The sequence below is a fragment of the Pseudomonas orientalis genome, from assembly GCF_002934065.1.
Taxonomy (GTDB): Bacteria; Pseudomonadota; Gammaproteobacteria; order Pseudomonadales; family Pseudomonadaceae; genus Aquipseudomonas; species Aquipseudomonas orientalis_A.
Map to the genome: position 1 here is coordinate 42,651 of NZ_CP018049.1, position 14,095 is coordinate 56,745.

14 protein-coding genes are annotated in these 14,095 nt (G+C 60.6%); 10 read left to right on the top strand and 4 right to left on the bottom strand.

Features of this window, described 5'->3' with window-relative positions; genetic code table 11:
• Positions 1-42 precede the first annotated feature (42 nt).
• Positions 43-1,044: an LLM class flavin-dependent oxidoreductase gene (locus BOP93_RS00205; RefSeq protein ID WP_065933608.1), complete on the bottom strand. Its 1,002-nt coding sequence runs from the start codon at positions 1,042-1,044 to the stop codon at positions 43-45.
• A 215-nt stretch (positions 1,045-1,259) separates the two neighbouring features.
• Between BOP93_RS00205 and BOP93_RS00210 the strand changes: the two genes are divergently transcribed.
• Together BOP93_RS00210 and BOP93_RS00215 are read left to right on the top strand one after the other, a co-directional pair.
• Positions 1,260-1,691 (top strand): OsmC family protein, encoded by a 432-nt coding sequence (locus BOP93_RS00210; RefSeq protein ID WP_065886746.1) that lies wholly within the window; start codon positions 1,260-1,262, stop codon positions 1,689-1,691.
• A 203-nt stretch (positions 1,692-1,894) separates the two neighbouring features.
• Positions 1,895-2,134: a DUF1161 domain-containing protein gene (locus tag BOP93_RS00215; RefSeq protein ID WP_104501152.1), complete on the top strand. Its 240-nt coding sequence runs from the start codon at positions 1,895-1,897 to the stop codon at positions 2,132-2,134.
• Here BOP93_RS00215 and BOP93_RS00220 read toward each other — a convergent pair whose 3' ends face one another.
• On the bottom strand, positions 2,135-2,557 hold the full coding sequence (locus BOP93_RS00220) for a hypothetical protein (RefSeq protein WP_104501153.1): 423 nt from the start codon (positions 2,555-2,557) through the stop codon (positions 2,135-2,137).
• A 96-nt stretch (positions 2,558-2,653) separates the two neighbouring features.
• Between BOP93_RS00220 and BOP93_RS00225 the strand changes: the two genes are divergently transcribed.
• Positions 2,654-3,697, top strand: a complete 1,044-nt coding sequence (locus BOP93_RS00225; RefSeq protein ID WP_104501154.1) for an aminopeptidase — start codon at positions 2,654-2,656, stop codon at positions 3,695-3,697.
• A 101-nt stretch (positions 3,698-3,798) separates the two neighbouring features.
• Here the strand turns inward: BOP93_RS00225 and BOP93_RS00230 are convergent, their stop codons facing one another.
• Positions 3,799-4,458 carry an HAD family hydrolase gene (locus BOP93_RS00230; protein WP_104501155.1) on the bottom strand — a complete coding sequence of 220 codons (660 nt, stop codon included), beginning with the start codon at positions 4,456-4,458 and terminating at the stop codon, positions 3,799-3,801.
• Positions 4,455-4,997 carry a gamma carbonic anhydrase family protein gene (locus tag BOP93_RS00235; protein ID WP_065886751.1) on the bottom strand — a complete coding sequence of 181 codons (543 nt, stop codon included), beginning with the start codon at positions 4,995-4,997 and terminating at the stop codon, positions 4,455-4,457. The genes BOP93_RS00230 and BOP93_RS00235 overlap by 4 nt, the downstream gene beginning before the upstream one ends.
• Before the next feature lie 101 nt (positions 4,998-5,098).
• Between BOP93_RS00235 and prlC the strand changes: the two genes are divergently transcribed.
• The 7 genes from prlC (at position 5,099) to BOP93_RS00270 (ending at position 14,057) form a co-directional block, all read left to right on the top strand.
• Positions 5,099-7,150, top strand: a complete 2,052-nt coding sequence (prlC, locus tag BOP93_RS00240) for an oligopeptidase A (RefSeq protein ID WP_065895261.1) — start codon at positions 5,099-5,101, stop codon at positions 7,148-7,150.
• On the top strand, positions 7,147-7,422 hold the full coding sequence (locus tag BOP93_RS00245; protein WP_104501156.1) for a YheV family putative zinc ribbon protein: 276 nt from the start codon (positions 7,147-7,149) through the stop codon (positions 7,420-7,422). The genes prlC and BOP93_RS00245 overlap by 4 nt, the downstream gene beginning before the upstream one ends.
• A gap of 700 nt (positions 7,423-8,122) precedes the next feature.
• Entirely contained in the window at positions 8,123-8,875 is a 753-nt protein-coding gene (locus tag BOP93_RS00250) for a gluconate 2-dehydrogenase subunit 3 family protein (protein WP_104501157.1), read from the top strand.
• A gap of 2 nt (positions 8,876-8,877) precedes the next feature.
• On the top strand, positions 8,878-10,662 hold the full coding sequence (locus tag BOP93_RS00255) for a GMC family oxidoreductase (RefSeq protein ID WP_065895305.1): 1,785 nt from the start codon (positions 8,878-8,880) through the stop codon (positions 10,660-10,662).
• 12 nt (positions 10,663-10,674) lie between these two features.
• A complete protein-coding gene (locus BOP93_RS00260) occupies positions 10,675-11,973 on the top strand; it encodes a cytochrome c (protein WP_104501158.1) in 1,299 nt (432 codons plus the stop codon).
• A 70-nt stretch (positions 11,974-12,043) separates the two neighbouring features.
• Positions 12,044-13,096 carry a PA0069 family radical SAM protein gene (locus BOP93_RS00265; protein ID WP_104501159.1) on the top strand — a complete coding sequence of 351 codons (1,053 nt, stop codon included), beginning with the start codon at positions 12,044-12,046 and terminating at the stop codon, positions 13,094-13,096.
• A 229-nt stretch (positions 13,097-13,325) separates the two neighbouring features.
• Entirely contained in the window at positions 13,326-14,057 is a 732-nt protein-coding gene (locus tag BOP93_RS00270) for a carbonic anhydrase (protein ID WP_104501160.1), read from the top strand.
• Positions 14,058-14,095: the final 38 nt, after the last annotated feature.

Below are 14,095 nucleotides of genomic sequence, written 5' to 3' on the forward strand. Positions count from 1 at the left end.
AAAAAACCGACGCAGGCGCGTCGGTTTTTTTTCGCCTGGGGTTTAGCCCTTCATCACCTGCGCCAGCAGCTCGTAGGAATGAATCCGGTCGGCGTGCTCATACAGGTCGCAGGTAAAGATCAGTTCGTCGGCGCCGGTCTGTTCGATCAGCACCTCCAGTTTGGCGCGGATCTTCGCCGGGCTGCCCACCATCGCCAGGCCGAGGAAACTGCCCACCGCTTCTTTCTCGTGGGGCAGCCACAGGCCGTCCATGGTTTTTACCGGTGGGCGCTGCACCAGGCTTTGCCCGCGCATCAGCGCGAGGATGCGCTGGTACACCGAGGTGGCCAGGTAGTCCGCCTGTTCGTCGGTGTCAGCGGCGACCAGCGGAATGCCGAGCATCACGTAGGGCTTGTCCAGCACCGCCGAAGGCTTGAAGTGATTGCGGTACACCCGAACCGCTTCATGCATCAGGCGCGGTGCGAAATGTGAGGCGAAGGCGTAGGGCAAGCCACGTTCACCAGCCAATTGCGCACTGAACAGACTCGAGCCCAGCAACCATACCGGCACGTTGGTGCCGGTGCCCGGGACTGCGATCACCCGCTGATCGGGCGTACGCGGGCCGAGATAGGCCATCAGTTCGGCCACGTCTTGCGGGAAGTCGTCCGCGCTGCCGGAGCGTTCACGGCGCAGGGCGCGGGCGGTCATCTGATCGGAACCGGGCGCGCGGCCCAGGCCCAGGTCGATACGGCCAGGGTACAGGCTCTCCAGGGTGCCAAACTGCTCGGCGATCACCAGCGGCGCGTGGTTGGGCAGCATCACCCCGCCGGAGCCGACGCGGATAGTCGAGGTCCCACCGGCCAGGTAGCCCAGCAATACCGAGGTAGCCGAGCTGGCGATACCGTCCATATTGTGGTGCTCAGCCACCCAGAAACGGTTATAGCCGAGCTTTTCCACGTGCTGGGCAAGGTCCAGGGAATTGCGTAACGATTGCGCCGCACTGCCGTTGGCGCGTACGGGCACCAGGTCGAGGGTCGAGAACTTCACGTCGGACAGCGATTTCATAGCCTGCTTCTCCAATAGGGGCGCAGGCTTCTTAGACGAACCAAAACCTGCCGCTTCATGTGCATGGTCTATGCAATGAGGGCATATACCCGAGATTCAATAGCAGCCATGAAATTTCCTACTTATTTGGTAGGTCTTTCCGACAAGATGAACTTTGCGACGGCGTCTATCCTCAGAACCTTACTGACGCAAAATCACCGTTCGAGGAGAAAGCTATGAGTATCGTTAAAAAGGCATCCGCGCATTGGGAAGGCGATCTGAAGACTGGCCTGGGTTCGATTTCCACCGAGACCGGCGTGCTGCGCGAAGCGCCCTATGGCTTCAAGGCCCGCTTCGAAGGCGGCAAGGGCACCAACCCTGAAGAACTGATTGGTGCGGCCCACGCCGGCTGCTTCTCCATGGCGTTTTCCATGATTCTCGGCGATGCAGGCCTTAAGGCTGACAGCATCGACACCGAAGCCCAGGTGACACTCGACCAGGTCGAGGGCGGTTTTGCGATTACCGCTGTGCATCTGGTGCTTAAAGCCAAGATTCCGGGCGCCAGCCAGGCGCAGTTCGACGAACTGAGCAAAAAGGCTAAGGAAGGGTGCCCAGTGTCCAAAGTGCTGAATGCAACCATCACCCTGGATGCCACGCTCCTGAACTAACCCTTGGACTGTGTGGGAGGGGGCTTGCCCCCGATAGCGGTGGGTCAGCCGAAGAAATTTAGCTGATCCACCGCTATCGGGAGCAAGCCCCCTCCTACATTTTGTTCTGCGTTAAATCAGAACTCGTGTTTCATAAATGTGGTCCTATAGCCTATGCAGCCTAGACGCACACCCGTGCGCAATGCATTCAGGGAGCTACACACATGAAACGTTTTGCTTTGGCGGTCATCTGCGGCGTATTGGCCACTTCGGCCATGGCCGCGCCAAAAGACTGCGAAGAGCTGCGCAAAGAAATCGAAGTCAACATCCAGGCCAAGGCGATCCCGTCCTACACCCTGGAAATCATCACCGCCGAAGAAGCCAAGAAGCATGACAGCGCCATGATTGTCGGTTCCTGCGAAAACGGCACCAAGCGCATCATCTACCAGAAGAACAACGACTGATCAGATGCAGTTCACGCTGCGCTCTTCGGCCAGCAATTGCCGCGCCGGGTCGTACAGGCGGATGTTGGGCGTGAAGGCCAATGAGCGCCCTTCCAGTATGTAGCGTTGGCCGGCCTGGAAATGGTCGTACTGCAAGGTCATGAAGCAGGTTCGATACATCATCTGGCTCAGCCCCCCCAACCCTCCTCCGGCGGGCACTTCGAAGTCGAAGCGCACCATCAGTTCGTGGGCCCCGGGCGGCATTTGGAAATAGCGCCCGTCTTCGAGGTTTTTCCCGTCCAGGCGCTGAGCCATGACCAATTTGGCGCCCGGGGTTGGCGTGGTGAAATCGACCCAGGCCTGTTGCGGGTCGACGGGCGGGATCGGCGTCGATGCGCAAGCGCTGAGCAACAGGGCGGCGACGGGGTACAAAAGCTGGCGCATGGCAGGAACTCAACGCGAGAAGATATTTTGAGTATAAACACGCCATCACGTGGAACCTTCAAATTCGATTCAAGCGTACCCAGGAGCAGTCGCGGCATGATCAGGCGTTTTCTTCCTGGGTTGCTGGTGATGCTGCTCAGCGGCTGCTCCAGCGTCGGTTACTACGGCCAGTTAGCCAGTGGCCAATGGCAACTGCTGCGGGCGCGGGAACCGGTGGCCGAGGTCATCGCCGATCCGGCTCGTCCGCAAGGGTTGCGTGAGCATCTGCTTCAATCCCAGAAGGCCCGTGCGTTCGCCAGCGAACAGCTGCACTTGCCCGACAATCAAAGCTACCGGCTGTATGCCGATATTGGTCGACCCTATGTGGTGTGGAATGTCTTCGCCACGCAGGAATTTTCTTTGTCAGCGCAAAACCACTGCTTCCCCATCGCCGGTTGCGTGGCCTATCGCGGCTACTACAGCCAGGGCGCGGCGCGTGGCGAGGCGGCATTGCTGCGCCAACAAGGCATGGACGTGTCGATTGGCGGCGTCGAAGCCTATTCAACACTGGGCTGGTTCAATGACCCGATCATCAGTTCGATGATGAACTGGGGCGATGAACGTCTGGCCACCCTGATCTTTCACGAGCTGGCGCATCAGCGCTTCTATGTGAAGGACGACACCGAGTTCAACGAGTCATTCGCCAGCTTTGTCGAGCAGGAAGGTACGCGGCAATGGCGCGCCGCCCGTGGCCTGGCGCCGCTGAGCGATGCGACGTTGCAGCAGCGCGACCAGTTTACCCAGTTGATTCTCGCTACCCGCAAACGCTTGGAAAACCTTTACGCCCAGCCATTGGCGGCCGAGGTGATGCGCCAGGCCAAGGCCGCGCAGTTCGAGCGCCTGCGCCGTGAGTACCGCCACCTGCGCGACAGCCAGTGGGGCGGTGACAAGCGTTATGACGCGTGGATCAACCAGCCGATGAACAACGCGCGGCTGCTGCCGTTCGGGCTGTATGACCAGTGGGTACCGGCGTTTGCGGCGTTGTTTGCGCAGGAAGGGCGGGATTGGGTGAGGTTCTATGGAGCGGTGGAGAAGTTGGGCGGGTTGCCGGTTGAGCAGCGCAGGGCGGCGTTGAGGCAGTTGGAGAAGGTTGACCAGTAGGGCCTCATCGGGGGCAAGCCCCCTCCCACAATTGACCTGTGTACACCGCTCAAAATGTGGGAGGGGCGGTGCGACGATTCGACTTGCCCCCGATGGCGGCCTCAAGTCCGCCGCAAAAACGCCTGATGCATTTCTGCCAACGTCTCAAAATGCCAGGTCGGCGCTTCGGCATTCAGCTCTTCAAAGCTGCCAAACCCATAGCCTACCGCCACCGAGTCGAGCCCATTGCTGCGCGCGCCGATCAGGTCATGCTTGCGATCACCGATCATCAAGGTGGTGGCCGGGTCCAGCCGTTCTTCACGCATCAGGTGGGCGATCAGCTCGACCTTGTTGGTGCGTGTGCCATCCAGCTCGCTGCCGTAAATCACCTTGAAGTGCTTGGCAAAGTCGAAATGCCGCGCGATCTCACGGGCAAATTCCCACGGCTTGGAGGTCGCCACATACAGTTGGCGGCCCTGGCTGTTCAGTTCTTCGAGCAATGGCATCACGCCGTCGAATACCTGGTTTTCATACAGCCCCGTGACCTTGAAGCGCTCGCGATAGAAATTCACCGCCTCCCAGGCTTTGGCCTCGTCGAAGTCATAGAACTGCATGAACGCCTGCAGCAACGGTGGGCCGATGAAGTGTTCGAGCCGGGTGAGGTCCGGCTCGTCGATGCCCAGTTTGCCAAGGGCGTACTGGATCGAACGGGTGATGCCCTCGCGCGGATCGGTGAGGGTGCCGTCCAGGTCGAACAGCACGGTCTGGTGGTGCAGGGTCATTGGTCGAATCCTTGCGCGATGTGCAGGTCTTTGAGCTTCACGTAGTTCGCCGCGCTGTAGGTGAAAAAGGCACGCTCCTTGTCGGTCAGCGGGCGGACCTGTTTAACCGGACTGCCGACATACAAAAAGCCGCTGTCGAGTTTCTTGCCCGGCGGCACCAGGCTGCCGGCCCCGATGATCACGTCATCCTCCACCACGGCGCCGTCCATGACGATGCTGCCCATGCCGATCAGGATGCGGCTGCCCACGGTGCAGCCATGCAGCATGACTTTATGGGCGATGGTCACGTCGTCACCGATCAACAGCGGGAAACCGTCCGGGTTGAACGGGCCGGCGTGGGTGATGTGCAGCACACAGCCGTCCTGCACGCTGGTGCGCGCACCGATACGGATGCGGTGCATGTCGCCGCGAATCACCGTCAATGGCCAGACCGAGCTGTCGGCGCCGATTTCGACATCGCCGATCACCACCGCCGAAACATCGACAAACGCCCCGGTGCCCAGGGTTGGCGTGTGATTCTGATAGGTGCGAAGGGTCACGATAGCCTCTCTCTGTTGTACTGATAGCTGCGGTGGGTGTTGATTGTAATTAAGATGGCCCCATCTTTGTCTTATCTGTTTCTTCAGCCAAGGTGCCAACCGTGAGCGCGAACAACCCTCTTCTGCAGCCCTACGACCTGCCGCCGTTCTCGGCGATCCGTGCCGAGCATGTCCAGCCGGCCATCGAACAGATCCTGGCCGACAACCGTGCAGCGATCGCAGACATCCTGCAAAGCCAGGGCAAAAATCCGACATGGGCGGGCCTGGTCCTGGCCATGGACGAGCTTAATGATCGCCTGGGCGCGGCCTGGAGCCCGGTCAGCCACCTCAACGCCGTGTGTAACAGCGCCGAGTTGCGCGAAGCCTATGAGGCTTGCCTGCCGGCATTGAGCGCCTACTCCACCGAGATGGGGCAGAACCGTGAACTGTTCCAGGCCTTCGAAGCCCTGGCCAACAGCCCCGAAGCCGCCGGTTTCGATGTGGCGCAAAAAACCATCCTGGAACACGCCCTGCGCGACTTCCGCCTGTCGGGTATCGATTTGCCGCCCGAGCAGCAGAAGCGCTACGCCGACGTGCAAAGCAAGCTGTCGGAGCTGGGCAGCAAATTCTCCAACCAGTTGCTGGACGCCACCCAGGCCTGGACCAAACACGTGACCGACCAGGCCACCCTCGCCGGCCTGACCGATTCGGCCAAGGCGCAAATGGCCGCCGCCGCACAGGCCAAAGGTCTCGATGGCTGGCTGATCACCCTCGAATTTCCAAGCTATTACGCGGTAATGACCTACGCCCAGGACCGTGCCCTGCGTGAAGAAGTCTACGCGGCCTACTGCACCCGCGCGTCGGACCAGGGCCCGAATGCCGGTCAGAACGATAACGGTCCGGTGATGGAACAGATCCTCGACTTGCGTCAGGAACTGGCTCAATTGCTGGGCTACGCGTCGTTCGCCGAACTGAGCCTGGCCACCAAAATGGCCGAGTCGAGCGATCAGGTGTTGAGTTTCCTGCGCGACCTGGCCCGGCGCAGCAAGCCGTTCGCCACCCAGGACCTGCAGCAGCTCAAAGCCTACGCCGCTGAACAGGGTTGCCCTGATCTGCAAAGCTGGGACAGCGGTTTCTACGGCGAAAAACTGCGCGAGCAGCGCTACAGCGTGTCCCAGGAAGCCTTGCGCGCCTACTTCCCGATCGACAAGGTATTGGGCGGCCTGTTCGCCATCGTGCAGCGCCTGTACGGCATTGAAATCGCCGAACAGAAAGGTTTCGACGCCTGGCACCCGGACGTGCGCCTGTTCGAGATCAAGGAAAACGGCCAGCACGTCGGCCGCTTCTTCTTTGATTTGTATGCCCGCGCCAACAAGCGTGGCGGTGCCTGGATGGACGGCGCCCGCGACCGTCGCCGCACCATCGATGGCGTGCTGCAAAGCCCGGTGGCCAACCTGGTGTGCAACTTCACCCCGGCCGACAGTGGCAAGCCTGCCCTGCTGACCCACGATGAAGTCACCACCCTGTTCCACGAGTTCGGCCACGGCCTGCACCACCTGCTGACTCGCGTTGAACACGCCGGCGTATCCGGTATCAATGGCGTGGCCTGGGATGCGGTGGAGCTGCCGAGCCAGTTCATGGAGAACTGGTGCTGGGAGCCTGAAGGCCTGGCGCTGATTTCCGGTCACTACGAAACCGGTGAACCGCTGCCCCAGGACCTGCTGGAAAAAATGCTCGCGGCGAAGAATTTCCAGTCCGGCCTGATGATGGTGCGCCAACTCGAGTTCTCGCTATTCGACTTCGAACTGCACGCCACCCACGGCGACGGTCGCAGTGTGGCGCAGGTGCTCGACGGTGTGCGCGATGAGGTTTCGGTGATGCGTCCACCGGCCTACAACCGCTTCCCCAACAGCTTCGCGCACATTTTCGCCGGTGGTTATGCGGCGGGTTACTACAGCTACAAGTGGGCCGAAGTGCTCTCGGCGGATGCCTTCTCCAAGTTCGAAGAAGACGGCGTGCTCAATGCCCAGACCGGTCGCGCCTTCCGTGAAGCGATCCTCGCACGGGGCGGTTCCCAGGAGCCGATGGTGTTGTTCGTCGACTTCCGCGGACGGGCGCCATCGATTGACGCCCTCTTGCGCCACAGCGGTCTGAGCGAGGACGCGGCAGCATGAGTGAAGGGCCTGTGATTACCAAAAAGCAATTTATCGCCGGGGCGGTCTGCCCGGCGTGCAGCGAGCCGGACAAGCTGAAGATGTGGACCGAAGACAGCGTGCCGCACCGCGAATGTGTGGCCTGCGGGTATACCGATACGCTCAATGACCAGGGGCTGTCAGTGCCCAGGGAGTTGGGCACGCGGGTCAATACCTCGGCCCTGAAAGCACCGGCCGATCCGAAGGTGCAGGCGGTGCAGTTTTTTCCCAATCCAAAGCTGAAAAAAGACTAGTCTTTCGTACGCGGACCAAAATGTGGGAAGGGGCTTGCCCCCGTGACGGCCTGACAGCCGACGGGGTTCTACCTGACGGTCCGAGGGCCAAATGTGGGAGGGGGCTTGCCCCCGATGGCGGCCTCAGGGCCGACCAGGATGTTGGATCAGACCGAGTACATATCCGTTTCTGCGGTAACGGCCGCAATGGGTTCCGCTTTTACAGCGGCTCACTTTTGAAAAGCGCAAAAGTAAGCAAAACGCTCTTGCCCCACCACTCGGCACCTCGCTTAGGCTCGGTGTGCCCGAACGCAGGCTTGAATCCGTGGGCAACCCGGCAGGACGCCGGGTTAGCCGCACTGGGCCAGGGATGGCCCATTGCGGCGGCCCACGGATTCAAGCCTGCGTTCGGCCAGCGTGGTTTAACGGGGCGCCTGAGATCAAAAGCAGATCAAGATCAAGAGCGACTCGCTTCGCATCGTGGTTACGGTTGGGCGCTGCTGAGTTGTGTATACCTACGCCTGCACATGACTGACCCATTGCCATCGGAAGTCCCTCCCATTTTTTTGTCCGCCTGTATGCGACTTACGTCGCTGAATACCTCCTCCACATGCTTAGCCTGCTATCATTTGTAACCATTAATTGCCGCTCCCAGCAAAAAAAGCCAAGTCGCTCCCCAGAAGCGGCGGCCAAACCCGTGACCACATGATGAGGTGCACCCATGTCTGATCAAGATCAAGACAACCCCCGGCGTGATTTTTTGCGCAAATCCTTGACCTTGATCCCGGTGGTCACGGTTGCCAGTACTGGCCTTGGCGGTTCGATGCTGATGGCCACGCCCGAGCCTGCCCAGGCCGCGCCAGCCCAGTCGGCCCCCAGTGACAAGGCGTATGAGCCGACTTATTTCACCGCTGAGGAATGGGCGTTTATCAACGCCGCCGTCGAGCGTTTGATTCCCGCCGATGCCCAGGGGCCAGGCGCGCTGGAAGCCGGCGCGCCGGAATACATCGACCGTCAGATGAACACCCCGTACGCCAGCGGCGCGCTGTGGTTCATGCAAGGCCCCTTCAATGCCGATGCCGCGCCGGAGATGGGCTGGCAGAGCAAATTGGTGCCCAAGGAGATCTATCGCCTGGGTATCGCCGCGACGGATGCCTGGTCGAAGGCGTTCAACGGTAAAGCTTTTGCTGCACAAGACAGCGCTACCCGAGACGATATGTTGCGCCGCCTTGAGGCAGGTGGCAGTGAAGTGAGCGCTCACTTCGCGGCAGTGCCAGCAAAGATGTTCTTCAATCTGTTGCTGCAGAACACCAAGGAAGGCTTCTTCTGCGACCCCATCCATGGCGGCAACAAAGGCATGGTTGGCTGGACCATGATCGGTTTCCCCGGCGCCCGCGCCGATTTCATGGATTGGGTGGAGCGCAACGAGCAATACCCTTTCCCGGCTGTTTCCATTCGCGGCGAGAGGGCATGAGCGTGGCGACCATCATGAAGAAAGTGGACGCAGTGATCGTGGGCTTCGGCTGGACTGGCGCGATCATGGCCAAGGAGCTGACCGAGGCCGGCCTCAACGTGGTAGCGCTGGAGCGCGGCCCGATGCAGGACACCTACCCGGACGGCAACTATCCCCAGGTCATCGACGAGCTGACCTACAGCGTGCGTAAAAAACTCTTCCAGGACATTTCCAAAGAAACCGTGACCATTCGCCATAGCGTGAATGACGTTGCCCTGCCCAACCGTCAGCTCGGCGCCTTCTTGCCGGGTAACGGCGTCGGCGGTGCAGGCCTGCACTGGTCGGGCGTGCATTTTCGCGTCGACCCCATCGAGTTGCGCATGCGCAGCCACTACGAAGAACGCTATGGGAAGCACTTCATTCCCAAGGACATGACCATCCAGGACTTCGGCGTCAGCTACGAAGAGCTGGAGCCGTTTTTTGACTACGCGGAAAAAGTCTTTGGCACTTCCGGCCAGGCCTGGACCGTCAAGGGCCAATTGGTCGGTGAAGGTCGCGGCGGCAACCCCTATGCACCGGATCGCTCCAACCCTTTCCCGCTGGAAGCGCAGAAAAACACGGTCTCCGCGCAGTTGTTTCAGAAAGCGGCTGCTGATGTGGGTTACAAACCCTACAACCTGCCGTCGGCCAATACCTCCGGGCCCTACACCAACCCTTACGGCGCGCAGATGGGGCCGTGCAACTTCTGCGGCTTTTGCAGTGGTTACGTGTGCTACATGTACTCCAAGGCGTCGCCGAACGTGAACATCCTGCCGGCGTTGCGCCAGGTGCCGAATTTCGAGTTGCGGCCCAATTCCCATGTGCTCAAGGTCAACCTCGACAGCACCGGGAAGAAAGCCACCGGTGTGAGCTATGTCGACGGCCAGGGCCGGGAGTGCGAACAACCGGCGGATCTGGTGATTCTCGGCGCATTCCAGTTTCACAACGTGCGCCTGATGCTGTTGTCGGGCATCGGCAAGCCTTACGACCCGATTACCAATGAAGGCGTGGTCGGCAGGAACTTCGCCTACCAGAACATGGGCACCATCAAGGCGTTCTTCGACAAGGACACCCACACCAACAACTTTATCGGCGCGGGCGGCAATGGCGTGGCCATCGACGACTTCAACGCCGACAACTTCGACCACGGCCCCCACGGCTTCGTGGGCGGCTCGCCGATGTGGGTCAACCAGGCGGGCAGCCGGCCGATTGCCGGCACTTCCAACCCGCCGGGCACGCCGGCCTGGGGCAGCGCGTGGAAGCGTGCCACCGCCGATTACTATACCCACCAGGTGTCGATGGATTCCCACGGTGCGCATCAGTCCTACCGCAGCAATTACCTGGATCTGGACCCGGTTTACCGCGATGCCTACGGCCTGCCGCTGTTGCGAATGACCTTCGACTGGCAGGAAAACGACATCAAGATGAACCGCTTCATGATGGAAAAAATGGGCAAGGTCGCCCAGGCCATGAATCCCAAGGCAATCGCCGTTCTTGGCAAAAAGGTCGGCGAGCATTTCAATACCGCGTCGTACCAGACCACTCACCTCAACGGCGGCGCGATCATGGGCACCGACCCGAAAACCAGCGCGTTGAACCGCTACCTGCAGAGCTGGGATGTACACAACGTGTTTGTCCCGGGGGCGTCCGCTTTCCCACAAGGTTTGGGCTACAACCCTACCGGTCTGGTGGCAGCCTTGACCTATTGGTCGGCTCGGGCGATCCGCGAGCAGTACCTGAAAAACCCCGGCCCGCTGGTTCAGGCATAAGGAGCGATGACCATGAAAGCACTCGTTATCGCCTCTCTGGCGCTGCTGAGCAGTTGCTCGGTCTGCGCGGCTGAAACCGACCTGATCAAGCAAGGTGAATACCTGGCCCGCGCCGGTGATTGTGTGGCTTGCCACACCGCCAAGGGCGGCAAGCCATTCGCCGGCGGCCTGCCGATGGAAACCCCCATTGGCGTGATTTACTCCACCAACATCACACCGGACAAGACCGGCCTGGGTGACTACAGCTTCGAAGACTTCGACAAGGCCGTACGCCATGGCGTCGCCAAGAGCGGTAGTACGCTTTACCCGGCGATGCCCTACCCGTCTTACGCACGCGTCAGCGACAGCGATATGCAGGCCTTATATGCCTACTTCATGAAAGGCGTCGAGCCGGTCGCCCAGGAGAACAAGGACAGTGATATTCCCTGGCCGTTGAGCATGCGCTGGCCCCTGGCGGCGTGGCGCTGGATGTTCGCGCCATCGGTCGAGGAGCATCAGGTACAAACCACCGCCGACCCGGTGGTCAGCCGTGGCGCCTACCTGGTCGAAGGCCTCGGCCATTGCGGTGCATGCCATACACCGCGCGCCCTGACCATGCAGGAAAAAGCCCTGAGCGCCGCCGACGGCAGTGCATTCCTGTCCGGCAGTGCGCCGCTGGAAGGCTGGATTGCGAAAAGCCTGCGAGGCGACCACAAGGACGGCCTCGGCAGCTGGAGCGAAGAGCAACTGGTGCAATTTCTCAAGACCGGTCGCAGTGATCGCAGCGCGGTGTTCGGCGGCATGAGCGATGTGGTGGTCCACAGCATGCAATACATGTCCCAGGATGACCTGACTGCTATCGCCCGTTACCTCAAGAGCCTGCCGGCGGTGGACCCCAAGGACCAGCCGCACCAGTACGACCAACAAGTGGCCCAGGCGCTCTGGAAAGGGGATGACAGCAAGCCGGGCGCTTCGGTGTATATCGACAACTGCGCGGCCTGCCACCGTACCGATGGGCATGGCTATACCCGGGTGTTCCCGGCGCTCGCGGGCAACCCGGTGCTGCAGACGGCGGATGCCACGTCGTTGATCAACATCGTGTTGAACGGCGGCACCTTGCCCGCCACTCACGCTGCGCCGTCGACTTTCACCATGCCGGCATTCGCCTGGCGCTTGTCGGACCAGGAAGTGGCGGACGTGGTCAGTTTCATCCGCGGCAGCTGGGGCAATCAGGGCGCACCGGTGAGTGCAAGCGACGTGGCCGACCTGCGCAAGAACGATATGCGCACCACGTCGGGTGACGACCTGGGACAGGTCACGCAAAAGCACTGACCGCCAGACGGCACTGGTCAGAAGCCCCGCGCCTCGATACTGTATATAAAAACAGTATCGAGGCGTTTTCATGACCACTGCACTGCCACCCCGTGGCCGGGGCACGGCCACCAACCTGCACAATCGTTTCGCGCCTACCGTCAGCGTGGCCGAGGACGACGGCTGGTTCCAGGAAGTGCCACCCACCCAGGGCACCGAAGTGCGCATCGAAACGGCCAAAACCATCATCACCCGCAATAATTCGCCGGACTTGCCGTTCGATCGTTCCATCAACCCTTATCGCGGCTGCGAGCACGGCTGTATCTATTGCTATGCACGGCCGAGCCATGCGTACTGGGACATGTCGCCGGGGCTGGATTTCGAAACCCGGCTGATTGCCAAGAGCAACGCCGCCGACGTACTGGAACAGCAACTTTCGAAGCCTGGGTATGTGTGCGCGCCGATCAACCTGGGCTCAAATACCGACCCCTACCAGCCTATAGAGCGTGAATACAGGATCACCCGGAAAACCCTCGAAGTGCTGCTGCGCTATCGGCACCCGGTGACCATCATCACCAAGGGTTCATTGATCCTGCGCGACCTTGACCTGCTTGCCGAACTGGCCCGGCAACGGCTTGTGGCGGTGATGATCAGCCTCACCAGCCTCGACGATGAGCTCAAGCGTATCCTCGAACCGCGCACGGCAGCACCCAAGGCACGGTTGCGGGCAATACGGGTGATGCGGGAGGCGGGTATTCCGGTCGGTGTGCTGTGCTCGCCGATGATTCCGAACGACAGCGAGTTGGAGAGCCTGCTCACCGAGGCCCATGCCGCAGGTGCGCAAAGTGCCGCGTACATGATGCTGCGCCTGCCGCTGGAGGTGGCGCCGCTGTTCGAAGAGTGGCTGGCGGCGCATTACCCGCAGCGCGCGGCGCATGTGATGAGCCTGGTGCGTCAGGTGCGGGGTGGCGAGGTGTATGACAGCCGTTTCGGTGTGCGCATGCGCGGTGAGGGCCCGTTTGCCGATCTGCTGGCGCAGCGTTTCAGCAAGGCGATCAAACGTCTGGGGCTCAATCGCCGCGAAGGCTTCGATCTCGATTGCACGGCATTTTGCCCACCGGGCAGACAGATGGCATTGTTGTAGACTGAAGAGGAAAAATGCGAAACCGCTGTAGGAACAGTCGCGTTTTGATATCACTGAAACCACCGATCTAGAGCGGTTCATTCAGTTTGAGTTAAGTTTCGATGGGTACCTTGTTCAACGAGTGACTGATAGGTCGGCGACCCAGGTCGGTGGAGTTTCCCAACTATTTCACCGGCCATGCGTCGAACTCACCGGAACACTTTCCCTGCATTGATCAAGAGGTTGAATCATGAGTGATAAGGATAAACAGCCGTTGGCTGCGTCGGCTTCAGCCCCTCAAGTGGCGGAAACCGCCGATGCAGCGCTGCAGCATATTGTTGACGGTTTTTTGCATTTTCATCACGACGTCTTCCCCCAGCAGGAAGAACTCTTCAAGAAACTCGCCACGGCCCAGAGCCCGCGCGCGATGTTCATTACCTGCGCCGATTCGCGCATCGTGCCCGAGCTGATTACGCAAAGCTCGCCCGGCGACCTGTTCGTGACCCGCAACGTGGGTAACGTGGTCCCTCCCTATGGCCAGATGAACGGCGGTGTTTCCACGGCCATCGAGTACGCGGTACTCGCCCTGGGCGTACAGCACATCATCGTGTGCGGGCACTCCGATTGCGGCGCCATGCGCGCGGTGCTCAACCCCGACAGCCTCGAGAAGATGCCGACGGTCAAGGCCTGGTTGCGTCATGCCGAAGTCGCCAAGACGATGGTCCACGACAACTGCGACTGCGCCAGTGAAGGCGAGAGCATGAAGGTACTGACTGAAGAAAACGTCATCGCCCAGTTGCAGCATTTGCGCACCCACCCTTCCGTGGCTTCGCGCATGGCCAATGGCCAATTGTTTATTCACGGCTGGATCTACAACATCGAAACCAGCGAGATCCGGGCTTACGACGCGGATCAATCGACGTTCCGACCGTTGGGCGGCGAAGGCCCGATTCCATCCGCGACGCCTAAAGCGCGCTTCTAACACACTTCCCTGCCGGGTAATGCGGTGGCTGCCATGGA

Coding starts and splice junctions, on each gene's coding strand:
- BOP93_RS00205 (WP_065933608.1), bottom strand. CDS start 1,044: ATGAAATCGCTGTCCGACGTGAAGTTCTCGACCCTCGACCTGGTGCCC.
- BOP93_RS00210 (WP_065886746.1), top strand. CDS start 1,260: ATGAGTATCGTTAAAAAGGCATCCGCGCATTGGGAAGGCGATCTGAAG.
- BOP93_RS00215 (WP_104501152.1), top strand. CDS start 1,895: ATGAAACGTTTTGCTTTGGCGGTCATCTGCGGCGTATTGGCCACTTCG.
- BOP93_RS00220 (WP_104501153.1), bottom strand. CDS start 2,557: ATGCGCCAGCTTTTGTACCCCGTCGCCGCCCTGTTGCTCAGCGCTTGC.
- BOP93_RS00225 (WP_104501154.1), top strand. CDS start 2,654: ATGATCAGGCGTTTTCTTCCTGGGTTGCTGGTGATGCTGCTCAGCGGC.
- BOP93_RS00230 (WP_104501155.1), bottom strand. CDS start 4,458: ATGACCCTGCACCACCAGACCGTGCTGTTCGACCTGGACGGCACCCTC.
- BOP93_RS00245 (WP_104501156.1), top strand. CDS start 7,147: ATGAGTGAAGGGCCTGTGATTACCAAAAAGCAATTTATCGCCGGGGCG.
- BOP93_RS00250 (WP_104501157.1), top strand. CDS start 8,123: ATGTCTGATCAAGATCAAGACAACCCCCGGCGTGATTTTTTGCGCAAA.
- BOP93_RS00260 (WP_104501158.1), top strand. CDS start 10,675: ATGAAAGCACTCGTTATCGCCTCTCTGGCGCTGCTGAGCAGTTGCTCG.
- BOP93_RS00265 (WP_104501159.1), top strand. CDS start 12,044: ATGACCACTGCACTGCCACCCCGTGGCCGGGGCACGGCCACCAACCTG.
- BOP93_RS00270 (WP_104501160.1), top strand. CDS start 13,326: ATGAGTGATAAGGATAAACAGCCGTTGGCTGCGTCGGCTTCAGCCCCT.